Here is a 12,491-nt window from a genome sequence, read left to right as displayed (position 1 = left end):
GGCCGTGCTTCACTCGAGTCATGGACCGCTTCGCCGCGGCCTTCGCCGCCTGCCCGCGCGAGCAGTTCCTGCCCGCGGCGGTGCGCTCGCGGGCTGCGTACGACGGCCCGCTCGAGATCGGCCACGGGCAGACCAACTCGCAGCCGCGCACGGTCGAGGCGATGCTCCGGCTGCTCGACGTGCAACCCGGCGACCACGTGCTCGACGTCGGCTCCGGGTCGGGGTGGACGACCGCACTGCTGGCCCACCTGGTCGGGCCGACGGGGTGGGTACGCGGCGTGGAGGTGCTGCCCGACTTGGTCGCGGCCGGCGCGGCCCACGTCGCGGCGACGGGCATGGCGTGGGCGAGCGTCGAGGCCGCCGTGCCGGGCGTGCTCGGGCTGCCGGGGCACGCGCCGTACGACCGGATCCTGGTCTCGGCCGACGGCGGCGCGCTGCCCGAGGAGCTGCGCGACCAGCTCGCCGACGACGGGGTGATGGTCGGGCCGGCCGACGGGCTGATGCTGCGGGCGACGCGGAGCGCGGTGACGCAGCACGGCCACTACCGGTTCGTGCCGTTGGTGCGGCCGCCGAGCGACGGGCTCAGCCCGCCTCCACCCGCATCATCGTCGCTGTCATCGAGGCGACCTGCTTCTCGCTTCCGTCGGCGGCGCGGACGTACGCCTCCCCCTCCGTGAAGGTGATCGTGCGGCCGGAGCGCACCACCCGGCCACGCGCGACGAGGTCGCCGCCGACGGCGGGGGCGAGCAGGCTGACGTTGAAGTTGACCGAGACCACCTCCGAGCCCGGCACCATCAGGGTCAGCGCGGCGTAGCCGCAGGCGGTGTCGATCGCCGTCGTGGTGATGCCGGCGTGGACGAGGCCCGCCTGCTGGGTGAGGTCGGCGCGGAAGGGGAGCTCGACCTCGACCTCGCCCGGCGCGACCCGGGTCAGCGTGGCGCCGACGAGCCCCATCACCTGCTGGCGGGCGAACGAGTCGCGCACGACGGTCTCGAAGTCGGGGTTGCGGGGGGTGTGGCTCATGGTTCTCCTGGCTCGGCAGCCCTCAAGGATGCCAGCCCACGAACTGGTCGATTGATGCAGCCCCGGGCGCCCAGACGTGCATCCATCGACCAGTTGCGCTCACACGTGGATGGGCGGCGCGGGGCGTCCCGCCCGTCCGGTGAGGCGCCAGTCCCACGGGTGCTGCCCCTCGGGCGCGGGCCGCCCCTCGACCAGCGCGCTCACCGCCTCCCGGAAGCGCGGACAGGTGGTGAGGTCGTGGCGCTGGCACTGCAGCGCGTGCGCGGTGACCTCGCGGGCCACCTCCAGCTCGAGGCGGCGTCGTTCGAGGTCGGCCAGGTGCTGCTCGAGCAGCTCGCGCCGGCCCTCGGCCTCGGTGTCGAAGAGGGTGGCGATTTGCTCCAGGCTCAGCCCGGCGGACTGGTTGGCCAGGATCGCGGCCACCCGCACGATGTCGTCCGCGCCGAAGCGGCGACGTCCCGCGGCGTCGCGCGCCGGGGTCAGCAGGCCCTGGTCCTCCCAGTGCCGCAGCACGTGGGTCGCCAACCCGAAGCGGCTCGCCACCTCGCCGATCGACACCAGTTCCCCCTCGCCGCTTGACTTCATGTCGACATGAACTCACAGGATGGGTGCATGGACAAGACCGAGACCCTCTCCCAGACCCACGACGCCCTCGTCATCGGCGGCGGACCGGCCGGACTCCAGGCCGCGCTGACACTGGGCCGGGTGCACCGCACCGTCGTCCTCGTCGACGCCGGCGAGCCCCGCAACGCACCCGCGGCCCACATGCACAACGTGATCAGCCACGACGGTGCGCCGCCCGCGGAGTTCCGTGCGCAGGCGCGGCGCGACCTGGCGGCGTACGACACCGTCACCCTGCTCGACGACCTCGTACGCAGCGTGGAGCGCAACGACGACGGCTTCCTCGCCCGCACCGGGTCGGGCGCCGAGCTCCGGGCGCGCCGACTCGTCCTGGCCACCGGCATGCGTGACGAGCTGCCCGACGTGCCCGGCCTGACCGAGCTGTGGGGCAGGCTCGTGCACCACTGCCCCTTCTGCCACGGCCACGAGCTCGCCGGGGGCCGGGTCGGCATCCTCGCCAGCCCGAAGGCCGCCCACCTCGCCGGGATCCTCGCGCCCGTCGCCGAGGTCGTCGTGCTCGACGACGTCGTCAAGGCCACCGAGGAGGGCGGCCGACTGGTGGCCCACCTCGGTGACGGGACGACCACCACCGTCGACGGGCTCTTCGTGCCGACCGAGCTCACCGCGTCGGCGCCCTTCGCCGAGCAGCTGGGGCTGACCCGGCTCGACAGCGGTGGCGTGGAGGTCGACCTGCTGGGCCGGACCAGCGACCCGCGCGTCTTCGCCGGGGGCGACGGGGCCCACCACCGCGACCTGCCGCTGCCCATGGCGAGCGTGCTGGCGGCAGCCGCCGCCGGTCAGGTGGCGGCCGCCTCCTGCGTGGCGAGCCTGCTGGAGTGAGGCGCCGGGCGTCCCCCAACCTCGCCAGTGGTCACTTAATGGGCGCGGAGCGCCCCTGGAGGGCCACCAACTGACCACTGGCGAGCCGACCGGGCCAGAATGAACCAGTGACACCCCCCGCCACCGAGCCCGACGCACGCCGCCTCCACCTCCCCCGACACCGTCCGCGCCGTCCTCCGGTCGCCGCGCCGCCTGCGTACGGAAGCCCTGGCCGGGCTCGTCGTCGCGCTCGCCCTCATCCCCGAGGCGATCGCCTTCAGCGTGATCACGGGCGTCGATCCGCGCGTCGGCCTCTTCACCTCGGTGGTCATGGCCCTCTGCATCGCCTTCCTCGGTGGGCGCCCCGCGATGATCTCCGCCTCGACGGCCGCCGTGGCGGTGGTGATCGCGCCGGTGATGGAGGAGCACGGTTACGACTTCCTGGTCGCCACCGTCATCCTCGGCGGCGCCTTCCAGGTGCTGATGGCGCTCGTCGGCGTGGCGAAGCTGATGCGCTTCGTGCCGCGCTCGGTGATGGTCGGCTTCCTCAACGCGCTCGCGACGCTGGTGCTGCTCTCGCAGGTCGAGCACGTCGTGGACGTGCCGTGGCAGGTCTACCCGCTGGTGCTGCTCGGCCTCGTCGTCATCGTCGGCTTCCCGCGGCTCACGACCAGCGTCCCGGCACCGCTGGTCGGCGTCGTCGTGGTCACCCTGGTCGCCGTCGCCCTCGGCGTCGACGTGCCGACGGTCGGTGACCAGGGCGAGATGCCCGACGCGCTGCCGACGCTCTTCCTGCCCGACGTGCCGCTGACCTGGGAGACCTTCACGACGATCGCGCCCTACGCCTTCGCGATGGCCATCGTCGGCCTGCTGGAGTCGCTGCTCACCGCCAAGCTGGTCGACGACATCACCGACACCCACTCCGACAAGAGCCGTGAGGCGTGGGGCCAGGGCGTCACCAACGCGATCGCCGGCTTCTTCGGCGGCCAGGGCGGCTGCGCGGTCGTCGGCCAGACGATGATGAACGTCAAGAACTCAGGCGCCCGTACGCGGGTCTCGACGTTCCTCACCGGCGCCTGGCTGCTGCTGCTCGTCCTGGGCCTGACCGACGTGGTCGCGGCGATCCCGATGGCAGCGCTGGTGGCCGTGATGGTCATCGTCGCCGTCACCGCCTTCGAGTGGCACTCGATCACCCCGGCCACGCTGCGCCGGATGCCGAGGTCGGAGACCCTCGTGATGGTGGTGACGGTCGCCCTCACGCTCAGCACCCACAACCTCGCGATCGGCGTCGGCGGCGGCACCCTGGTCGCGATGGTCGCCTTCGCCCGTCGCGTCGCCCACATGACCACCACCCACCGCGAGCTGCGGCGCGACGAGGCCGGCGACTACGCCCACTACCGGGTCACGGGCCAGCTCTTCTTCGCCTCCAGCAACGACCTCTACACGCAGTTCGACTACGCCGGAGACCCGAGCGGGTGGTGGTCGACCTCTCCGACGCGGTCGTCTGGGACGCCTCGACGGTGGCGGCGCTCGACGCGATCGAGACCAAGTACGCCCGGCGCGGCAAGCGCACCGAGATCACCGGGCTCGACCCGGCCAGCGCCGCGCGGCACGGGCGGCTCACCGGAACCCTGTGACCCGTCGCCGGCCCGGCCGGACCCGCCCGATCAGCGGGTCGGGTCAGCTGGTCGGGGTGGCGGCGCTCAGGCAGCGCGCGTTGGCGTAGAGGTAGTAGGCGTCCAGCTGCTCGATCTGCTTCGGCGACAGCTTCTGGCTGAGCTCGGCGACCTCGGCCTGGCTGGCGTCGTCGGGCACGTCGGCGATCAGGTCGATCCAGGCCTGGAGGCCGGCCTTCGCGTCGCTCGACATCGACTTCGGCGGCGTGAGGCCGTCGGCCTCCTCCGCGAACTCCTTCATGGAGGCGACGATGACCGCGTCCTTCTCGCCGGCGTTCTTCTCGGACCGCTCGTAGTAGTCACGGAAGGCGGCGCAGAACTTCTCCTCCGCCGTAGCCTCGGGCTCGGCGTCGCCGTTGCCGCAGCCGACGGCGACCGCGCCTGCGAGCAGCAGCGCAGCAGCCAGTCGTACGAACCTCATGGGCACAGGGTGCCGCATGGCACGCCGCTGCGTGAACTTTGCGCGAGTGATCGTGGACACGTCGTCCACGATCCGGGCGCCGCGCTTACCCTTCCGCCGCTCAGGAGACGACCAGCCGCAGGGTCGGACCACTGGGCTCACCGTCGTCGAAGGCGGCGGGCAGCGGCAGGCGCAGCGCGGCGGCGAGGCGGACGGCGTACGTCTCGCGCGAGACCTCGACGACGCCCAGCGAGGCCAGGTGGTCGGTGCTCCACTGCACGTCGAGCAGTCGGGTGTCGGCATACCGGTCGCGCATCAGGTCGACCAGCCCCATCAACGCGACCTTGGAGGCGTCGGTGGCCCGGTGGAACATCGACTCGCCCGCGAAGAGACCGTTGATCGCCACGCCGTAGAGCCCACCGACGAGCTCACCGTCGCGCCACGCCTCGACTGAGTGGGCCCAGCCCATCTCGTGCAGCTCGGTGTAGGCGTCGACGATGTCGGCGTCGATCCAGGCGTGCGGCCGGCGCGGGTCGCCGCAGGCGGCGACCACCTCGGAGAAGGCGGTGTTGACCCGGATCTCCATCGTGCGCGCGGAGCGCCGCAGCGACCGGGAGACCTTGAGGTGGTCGAGCGGGAGGACGCCGCGGCGTACAGGCAGGAACCACATCGGCGGGTCGCCCGGCTCTCCGCTCGGCATCGGGAAGAGGCCGCAGCGGTAGGCCTGCAGCAGCGTGCCGGCGTCAGGTCGGCCCCATCGCGACGAGGTCGTCGGCGGCGTCGAGGCGCGCCAGGTCGCGGTCACCTCGGTGAGGCTCCAGGTCGACGGCGGGGGCTCGAAGGGCACGGGGCGACCCTACTGGCGCCCGCCGACGAGACAGGACAGAGACGGGGAGAGACGGGGACGAGACGGCCCACCACGTCTGGACCCGCCGCCTACGCTGACGTCATGGGCATTGCGAAGAAGATGGTCGGAGGCGTGGCGACGAAGATCGCCCCGCAGGTCGCGCACGCTGCACCGGGCGTCACCTCACGTGCCGTCCTGGAGGCGCTCGACCCATCGACGGCGTCGGCCCCCTCAAGCCCGCCGCACTGGCGGCCGAGAAGCAGCTCGAGGAGCAGGGCGGTGACGTGGTCAAGGCGATCCGCGAGGTCGTCGAGAACAACGTCGCCCTCTCCGGCGGCCAGGGCTTCGTCACCAACCTCGGCGGCATCGCCACCGCAGCCGTCGCGATGCCCGCCAACGTCGTCGGACTGGCCGTCATCCAGTGCCGGATGATCGCCGGCATCGCCCACCTGCGCGGCCACGACCTGGCCGACCCGCGGGTGCGCAACGCCGTGCTCGCCGCGATGCTCGGCGACGAGGGGGTGGCGCAGCTGATCAAGTCGAAGAAGCTGCCCGGCTCCCCGATCGCCCTGGCGACCGCGCAGGTCAACGACCCCGAGCTGCGTACGCTGCTGGCCACCGAGGTGGCCGCCTTCCTCATCTCGAAGGTCGCCGGCAAGCGGCTGGTGAGCGTCGCCGGACGCCGCATCCCCGTGGTGGGTGGCGTGGTCGGTGCGAGCACCGACGGCTACTCGACCTGGCGCGCCGGCCGCTACGCGGAGAAGGAGTTCGCCCCGCCGCGCAGGCGCCGGTAGACCTCCAGGCCCGCACGTCCGGGCGCGGAGCGCTGCAACCCGCGTACGGCCTTCTCGCGCACCTTGTAGCTGGGCCTCATGTAGGCCCGGTCGAGCGCCTCGCGCGTCTCGTGGAGCTGGCGGTTGAGGTCGGCCTCGACCTCGCGCAGCCGCGCGGCCTCGAGCAGCAGCGCCTCGATCGCGTCGAGGGAGGCGCGGTTGATCGACACCGGCCGCGGACGGTCCGGGTCGACCCAGTCGTCCTGGCTGACGCCGCTCGCCACCCCCAGCAGGTCGTTGACGTCGCCGACCACGTCGTAGCCGCGGGCGGTGATCTCGTCGACCCAGGTGCGGGAGAGCTCCATCGTCCACGGCTCGAGCTCGGGCGGCAGCGACAGCCGCGGCGAGCGCGTGTTCTGCGAGAGCGTCTGGTGGGCCAGCAGCTCGCGCACCAGCGGGCGGTAGTGCTCGGGCGGCAGCACCTGGTGCACCTGGCGATTGATGCGGCGTACGAGGGTGGTCTCCGGGACGCCCATCGACGGGTTCGCGCGCTCCGGCGTCAGGTCGAGCCCCTCGAGCCCGTCGAGGCCGAAGGCCCGGCTGAACCGGCTCCACAGCTCGTCGCGCGGCGCGCCGGGGGCGGGCACGGTGACCAGGTGGATGCGCTCGGGCGGCAGGCTCGCGCCCCAGCGGTTGATGATGTCGGGGATCTCCTGGACGCTCCAGAACCACGACCCGATGCGGCTCTTGCGCTCGGGGTCCTGGATGGTCGCGAGGAAGTCGGCGTAGCTGATCTGGGCGCGGTGCTTGACGTTCTCCTGCCACTCCGCGGGGATCTGGCGGACCAGGTCGCGCACCGACAGCACGAGGTGGACCTCGGCGCCGCCGAACGACGACAGCGCGCGGTCGACCTGCGTCCGCGACGCCTTGGCCAGGATCTCGTGGCTCACGATGGAGGTGCCGTCGAAGTCGCGCACCTTCGCGGCGAGCCGGTCCCAGGCGCCGACGGCCTCCTGCTCGAGCCCTGCCCACGGCAGCTGCATGAGGTCGAGGGCGGCCAGGAAGTGGGCGTCGAAGCGGTCGGCGGGGTAGTTGACGCCCTGCTTGGCCAGCACCTTCTGGTTGCGGAAGAGCACGTCCTGCAGGTGCGAGGTGCCCGTCTTGGGGGTGCCGACGTGCACGAGCACCTTCCGACGTCGGGTCACGTCCATCGCCTTCTCCTGCTCACTCTGTTGGCTCACGGCTGGGCCTTCCAGCCACCCAGCAGCAGACCCACGGCCAGGTCCAGGGCGGCCCGGTCACCGCCGGCCGCGGGGTGCGTCCCCGGTGCCTGCGGCTGTGCACCGCCCGACCACTGGCTGTCACGCACAGGGTAACCAGCCTCGCGCAGCTGCTCGGCCAAGCGGTCGCCCCGCGTCCGCACCCACTCCTCGTGCTCCGGCGGCAGCGCCGGCAGGCCGACGTCGAAGAACTCGTCGGGGATCCGCGGCAGCAGCCCGTCACGCAGCAACGTACGGCGCTCGGAGACCGGGATCATCAGGCTCAGCGAGAAGGCGACGCGTCGCGCCAACCCCGCTGCCGTACGCCCGGGGCGGCGCACCCGCTCGACCTGCGGCCCACGCAGGGCCGACGACAGTCGCCGCTCGTCCAGGACCAGCTCGACGTTGCGGTCGCCGGCGACCTCGCGCCAGTGCTCGACCAGCTGGCCGAGCTGCAGCCCCGGCGGCAGGCCGCGGCGGTTGCGCCAGTTGCCCAGCCACTCGTCCCAGCTGCCGACGGGGCGGTCGAAGCAGGCGTTGGTCCAGGCGTCGGCCAGCATCCGGGGCAGGTCGGCGCCGACGACCACGACGCGGCCACCGGGCCGCGGGGCCCGACCGGCGTCGATGAGCTGGCGGGTGACCTCGGAGCGCAGCCACGGGTCGCCGACCAGCATCACCCGGCGCCGCCAGGGGCGCTGGCGCACGACGGGGCGCGGGAGCGGCCCGAGCGCGACCAGGTCCTGGGCGAGCAGGTGGGCGGCCACCCGCACGACCTCCTCGGCGGGCAGGTCGGACGGGTCGACGGGCGGGGCGCCGAAGCGGGCGTCGTACGCGGCCCCGACGAGCTCCAGCTCGGCACGTCCACGGCCGGGCGCGGAGGCAGCGAGGACCCGCTCGACCAGCTCCTCGGGCACGAGCCCGTCGGCGGCGAGGTTGATCCGGCGGAGCAGCTCGAGCTGCTGGGCGCCGGGAAGGACGCGACCGGTCGGATCGGCGTCGCCGCTCCACCCGGCCCACGGCGTGGTGCCGCCAGTGCGGAGGTGGGCGACCCAGCCCCAGGCCCGGGCCACCCCCGGTCCGGTCTGCTCGGCCACGGTCACTTGCCCCGGAGCTGCCGCGCGCGGTTGCGCAAGGCCTGGGTGACCGACGGGGCCTCGGTGCGGTGGGCGGCCTCGCGGGTCATCGCGGCGAGGGCGTCCATGGCGGCGTCGAGCTGCTGGTCGGGGCGCGGGTGGTCGGGGTCGTGCCACACGGCGGCGGCCTCCGGGCGCCGCGGGCGCAGCTCCTCGACGTCACCGACGACGTCGACGCCGCTGCCGGTCAACCAGTCGATCCAGACCTGGGCCTGCACCTCGATGTCGTCGAATCGCTCCGGCGGCAGGGTGACGGGGTGGCTCTCGCGGTTGACCAGCTCACCCTCGGCGAGCATCTCGCGGATCAGGTTGTCGTAGGTGACCTGGCGGCGTACGCCCATCTCGAGGCGGCGGTTGAGCTCGCGGATCAGCTGGGTCTCGGCGATGCCGAGGGAGCGGTTGGCGCGCTCGCTCTCCAGCGGTGCCCACGACGGGTCGATGCCGAAGGCCGTGCAGAAGCGGAGCCACAGCACCTCGCCGCTGCGGTCGTGCGGCACGGTGACGACGTGGATGTTCTCCGGCGGGAGCTTGGAGCTCCAGTTGTTGAGCACGTGGGGCAGGTCGAGCGCCCGGTGGAACCAGTTGTCCCCGGCGTCGACCTTCTCCAGGAACTTCGCGAAGGTCCAGCGGCGCCCCTGCTTGATCGACTCCTGCCAGGCGGCGGGGAGCTGGCGGCCGAGGTCGCGCGCCGAGTAGACGATGTGCACCTCGGCACCGGCCAGGTCGTTCATCGCCTTGATGATCTTCTCCGGGCGGGCCGGGGCGAGGATCTCGTGGCTGATCACCACGGTGCCGGAGGAGCGGTTGACCTTCTGGACCATCGCGTCCCAGGCGCCGGCGGCGTGGCCGGGCGGGCCGCCCCAGTCCTCGCCGAGCAGGTCGAGCGCGGCGCGGAAGTGGAAGAGGTCGGCGGGCACGTTGCGCCCCTTCGTCGGCACGGTGACGCCGTGGCGAGCCAGGTTGTCGGCGTTGCGCGCCAGACGGTCCTGGAGGTAGGTGGTGCCCGTCTTGGGCGCACCGATGTGGAGGTAGACGACCCGGCTCATGGAGGTGATTGTGCCAGCGTCACTGTCCCGACAACGCCCGAGCCACGGCCGAGGCCGGCGCCTTGCCGAGCGCGTCGGCCATGAAGACCGACGTCGCGACCACCGCGTCGAGGTCGACACCGGTCCCGATGCCCAGACCCTGGAGCATCCAGAGCAGGTCCTCCGTGGCCAGGTTGCCGGTGGCCGACTTGGCGTAGGGGCAGCCGCCGAGGCCGCCGGCGGAGGCGTCGAACGTGGTGATCCCGACCTGCATCGCGGCGAGCGTGTTGGCCAGCGCCTGCCCGTAGGTGTCGTGGAAGTGCATGGCGAGCCGGTCGGTCCCCACGCCTGCGTCGGCGAACGCCGCCACCATCGCCTGCACGTGGCCGGCCGTCGCCACACCGATCGTGTCGCCGAGGCTGAGCTGGTCGGCGCCGAGCTCCAGCAGCCGTACGCCCGCGCGTACGACGGCGTCGACCTCGACGCTGCCCTCCCACGGGTCGCCAAAGCACATCGACAGGTAGCCACGCACCGTCATCCCGGCCTCCTTGGCGCGGGCGAAGGTGGGCTCGAACATCGTGAACTGCTCGTCGTAGGAGCGGTTGAGGTTCTTCTGCGCGAAGGTCTCGGTGGCCGAGCCGAAGACCGCGATGTGCTCAAGACCCAGGTCGAGGGCCCGGTCGAGGCCACGCTCGTTGGGCACCAGCACCGGCATCCGGCGGGCGGCGTCGCCGATCCGGTCGACGAGCACCCCCATCAGCTCGGCGGCGTCGGCGAGCTGGGGCACCCACTTCGGGTGCACGAAGCTGGTCGCCTCGATGACCGGCAGCCCGGCGTCGAGGAGCCGGGTGATCATCTCGGCCTTCACCGCGACCGGGACGACCGCCTTCTCGTTCTGCAGGCCGTCGCGGGGGCCGACCTCGTAGATCGTCACCGCGTCGGGCAGCGGCAGCGTCGTGATCGGCTCCGCGGCCACCGTCATCGGCAGGTCGACGCGCTCGGCGGCGGTGCTCATGCCTCCCCCTCGGCCTCGACGACGAAGAGCGTCGCACCCAGCGTGACGAGGTCGCCCACGCCCGCACCCACCTCGGTGACGGTGCCGGCGAAGGGCGCCTTGAGCGAGAGCTCCATCTTCATGGCCTCCATCATGCCCAGCGTCTGGTCGGCCTCGACGCGGTCACCGGCGGCGACCTTGACCTCCAGGACGGTGCCCGGCATGGGGGCCGTCAGGGTGCCGTCGCCGGCTGCCGCGGCGCTGTCGGCGAAGGGGTCGGCGAAGGCGAAGACGTGGCGCTGGCCGCGGTGCACGACCTCGACCTCGTGACGTCGGGCGACGCCGACTGCCCGCTCCTTGCCGTGGAGGGCCGTGGTCAGCCCACGGAAGCTGGGCCGCAGCGGGGTGCGGGTGGTGACGCCTGGCGGCACCTCCACCCACTCGTCGAGGTGGATGCGGACCGGTGCGGGCTCGCCGCCGAGGCGCCAGCCGTCGCTGTGGAAGGGGCTGGCGTCGGCGGAGACGTCCGGCACCGCGAGCGCGGCCGCGAGGGTGCGGGCGGTCGACGGGTCGGGGCCGGGCACCTCGTTGCGGTCGAGCCAGGCGGTGTCGATCGTCGCGTCGCCGAACTCGTCGCTCGCTGCGAGCGTACGCAGGAACCCGGTGTTGGTGGTGAGCCCGAGCACGGCGGTCTCGTCGAGCGCGTCGACCAGCGCGGCGCGCGCGGCTGACCGGTCTGCGCCGTAGGCGATCACCTTGCCGAGCATCGGGTCGAAGTGGGTGGAGACCTCCTGGCCCGACTCGAGCGCGTGGTCGACGCGGATCTCGCCGCTGGCCACGTCGGTCCATCCGCCCCAGCGGACGTAGGTGGCGGTGCCGGCCTGCGGCAGGAAGCCGTTGAAGGAGTCCTCGGCGTAGACGCGGGCCTCGATCGCGTGGCCCTCCAGGGTCACGTCGTCCTGGCTGAAGTCGAGCGGCTCGCGGGCGGCCACCGCGAGCTGCAGCGCGACCAGGTCGGGCCGCTCCCCGCGGATCCGGACGACCTCCTCGGTGACCGGGTGCTCCACCTGGAGGCGGGTGTTCATCTCGAGGAAGTAGAACTCGCCGGTGGCGTTGTCGAGCAGGAACTCGACCGTGCCCGCATTCGTGTAGCCGACCTCGGCGGCCAGCGCCACCGCCGACGCGGTGATCGCGGTGCGCTGCTCGGCGGAGATGGTCGGCGCGGGCGCCTCCTCCAGCACTTTCTGGTGGCGGCGCTGGGTGGAGCAGTCACGCTCGAAGAGGTGGCGCACGGTGCCGTGCGCGTCGGCCATCACCTGCACCTCGATGTGGCGCCCGGACTCGACGTACTTCTCGACCAGCAGCGTGTCGTCACCGAACGAGTTGAGGCCCTCACGTGCAGCGGCCGCACGGGCCTCGGCGAAGTCGTCGGCGCTGCGTACGACGCGCATGCCCTTGCCGCCGCCGCCCGCCGCAGCCTTGACGAGCACCGGGTAGGAGAAGGTCTGCGGGTCGTCGTCGATGTCGTACGCCGGAATCACCGGCACGCCTGCGGCGACCGCGATCTCGCGCGCGGCGTCCTTGCGGCCCATCGCGTCCATCACGTCGGCGCTCGGGCCGACCAGCGTGAGGCCGGCGGCCTCCAGAGCTCGTGCGAAGACGGAGCGCTCCGACAGGAAGCCGTAGCCGGGGTGGACGGCGTCGGCGCCGGCCTCCTTGGCCGCGGCCACGACCGCCTCGACGTCGAGGTAGCCGGGCAGCTGGAGGGCCACGTCGGCCTCGCGCACGTGGGGCGCGTCGGCGTCGACGGCGGTGTGGATGGCGACGGTGCGGATGCCGAGCGCGCTGCAGGTGCGGAAGACGCGCAGGGCGATCTCGCCGCGGTTGGCGACGAGGAGGGTCTTGATCTGGGCCACAGGAA

General features: G+C 72.8%; 13 protein-coding genes and 1 pseudogene. 5 read left to right on the top strand and 9 right to left on the bottom strand.

Annotated elements, in window-relative coordinates; all coding sequences use genetic code 11:
- Nucleotides 1-20 precede the first annotated feature (20 nt).
- The gene (locus E2C04_RS01030) at nucleotides 21-677 is read left to right on the top strand and encodes a protein-L-isoaspartate O-methyltransferase family protein (protein WP_135831180.1); all 657 of its coding nucleotides are present in this window, start codon (nucleotides 21-23) and stop codon (nucleotides 675-677) included.
- Here the strand turns inward: E2C04_RS01030 and E2C04_RS01025 are convergent.
- Both E2C04_RS01025 and E2C04_RS01020 read right to left on the bottom strand, forming a co-directional pair.
- Nucleotides 583-1,023: a PaaI family thioesterase gene (locus E2C04_RS01025; RefSeq protein ID WP_135831179.1), complete on the bottom strand. Its 441-nt coding sequence runs from the start codon at nucleotides 1,021-1,023 to the stop codon at nucleotides 583-585. The two genes, E2C04_RS01030 and E2C04_RS01025, sit on opposite strands and share 95 nt — an antisense overlap.
- Nucleotides 1,024-1,122: 99 nt before the next feature.
- Complete coding sequence (locus E2C04_RS01020; protein ID WP_229721368.1) at nucleotides 1,123-1,581, bottom strand: MerR family transcriptional regulator; 459 nt, start codon at nucleotides 1,579-1,581, stop codon at nucleotides 1,123-1,125.
- A 54-nt stretch (nucleotides 1,582-1,635) separates the two neighbouring features.
- Here E2C04_RS01020 and E2C04_RS01015 point away from each other — a divergent pair, with 54 nt between their 5' ends.
- The 3 genes and pseudogenes from E2C04_RS01015 to E2C04_RS18980 all read left to right on the top strand — a co-directional run bounded on the left by E2C04_RS01015 (nucleotide 1,636) and on the right by E2C04_RS18980 (nucleotide 4,100).
- Nucleotides 1,636-2,484 (top strand): NAD(P)/FAD-dependent oxidoreductase, encoded by an 849-nt coding sequence (locus tag E2C04_RS01015; RefSeq protein WP_135831177.1) that lies wholly within the window; start codon nucleotides 1,636-1,638, stop codon nucleotides 2,482-2,484.
- A gap of 192 nt (nucleotides 2,485-2,676) precedes the next feature.
- Nucleotides 2,677-3,651, top strand: a pseudogene (locus E2C04_RS18985) (SulP family inorganic anion transporter); the annotation flags it as partial.
- A gap of 287 nt (nucleotides 3,652-3,938) precedes the next feature.
- Nucleotides 3,939-4,100: an integral membrane transporter gene (locus tag E2C04_RS18980; protein ID WP_238694562.1), complete on the top strand. Its 162-nt coding sequence runs from the start codon at nucleotides 3,939-3,941 to the stop codon at nucleotides 4,098-4,100.
- A 43-nt stretch (nucleotides 4,101-4,143) separates the two neighbouring features.
- On the opposite strand, the gene E2C04_RS01005 is transcribed toward E2C04_RS18980, so the two are convergent.
- On the bottom strand, nucleotides 4,144-4,560 hold the full coding sequence (locus E2C04_RS01005; protein ID WP_135831176.1) for a hypothetical protein: 417 nt from the start codon (nucleotides 4,558-4,560) through the stop codon (nucleotides 4,144-4,146).
- A gap of 100 nt (nucleotides 4,561-4,660) precedes the next feature.
- On the bottom strand, nucleotides 4,661-5,386 hold the full coding sequence (gene aat / locus E2C04_RS01000; protein WP_135831175.1) for a leucyl/phenylalanyl-tRNA--protein transferase: 726 nt from the start codon (nucleotides 5,384-5,386) through the stop codon (nucleotides 4,661-4,663).
- Nucleotides 5,387-5,670: 284 nt separating this feature from the next.
- Between aat and E2C04_RS00995 the strand changes: the two genes are divergently transcribed.
- Nucleotides 5,671-6,180: an EcsC family protein gene (locus E2C04_RS00995; protein ID WP_238694383.1), complete on the top strand. Its 510-nt coding sequence runs from the start codon at nucleotides 5,671-5,673 to the stop codon at nucleotides 6,178-6,180.
- On the opposite strand, the gene E2C04_RS00990 is transcribed toward E2C04_RS00995, so the two are convergent.
- From E2C04_RS00990 to E2C04_RS00970, 5 genes are read right to left on the bottom strand one after another with little or no spacing between them, the layout of a single operon-like run.
- Nucleotides 6,138-7,400 (bottom strand): hypothetical protein, encoded by a 1,263-nt coding sequence (locus E2C04_RS00990; RefSeq protein ID WP_229721371.1) that lies wholly within the window; start codon nucleotides 7,398-7,400, stop codon nucleotides 6,138-6,140. The genes E2C04_RS00995 and E2C04_RS00990 overlap by 43 nt on opposite strands.
- Nucleotides 7,397-8,512: a hypothetical protein gene (locus E2C04_RS00985; RefSeq protein WP_135831174.1), complete on the bottom strand. Its 1,116-nt coding sequence runs from the start codon at nucleotides 8,510-8,512 to the stop codon at nucleotides 7,397-7,399. The genes E2C04_RS00990 and E2C04_RS00985 overlap by 4 nt, the downstream gene beginning before the upstream one ends.
- Before the next feature lie 2 nt (nucleotides 8,513-8,514).
- Nucleotides 8,515-9,597: a hypothetical protein gene (locus E2C04_RS00980; RefSeq protein WP_135831173.1), complete on the bottom strand. Its 1,083-nt coding sequence runs from the start codon at nucleotides 9,595-9,597 to the stop codon at nucleotides 8,515-8,517.
- Between the two features lie 19 nt (nucleotides 9,598-9,616).
- Nucleotides 9,617-10,591: a hydroxymethylglutaryl-CoA lyase gene (locus tag E2C04_RS00975; RefSeq protein WP_135831172.1), complete on the bottom strand. Its 975-nt coding sequence runs from the start codon at nucleotides 10,589-10,591 to the stop codon at nucleotides 9,617-9,619.
- The gene (locus tag E2C04_RS00970) at nucleotides 10,588-12,486 is read right to left on the bottom strand and encodes an acetyl/propionyl/methylcrotonyl-CoA carboxylase subunit alpha (RefSeq protein WP_229721372.1); all 1,899 of its coding nucleotides are present in this window, start codon (nucleotides 12,484-12,486) and stop codon (nucleotides 10,588-10,590) included. Before E2C04_RS00970 ends, E2C04_RS00975 begins: the two co-directional genes overlap by 4 nt.
- Between the last annotated feature and the right edge of the window lie 5 nt (nucleotides 12,487-12,491).

This window comes from Nocardioides daphniae (genome assembly GCF_004777465.1).
In the GTDB taxonomy this organism is placed as follows: Bacteria; Actinomycetota; Actinomycetes; order Propionibacteriales; family Nocardioidaceae; genus Nocardioides; species Nocardioides daphniae.
The sequence above is the reverse complement of the archived record's forward strand: the minus strand, read 5'-3'. Positions and strand labels throughout refer to the sequence as shown.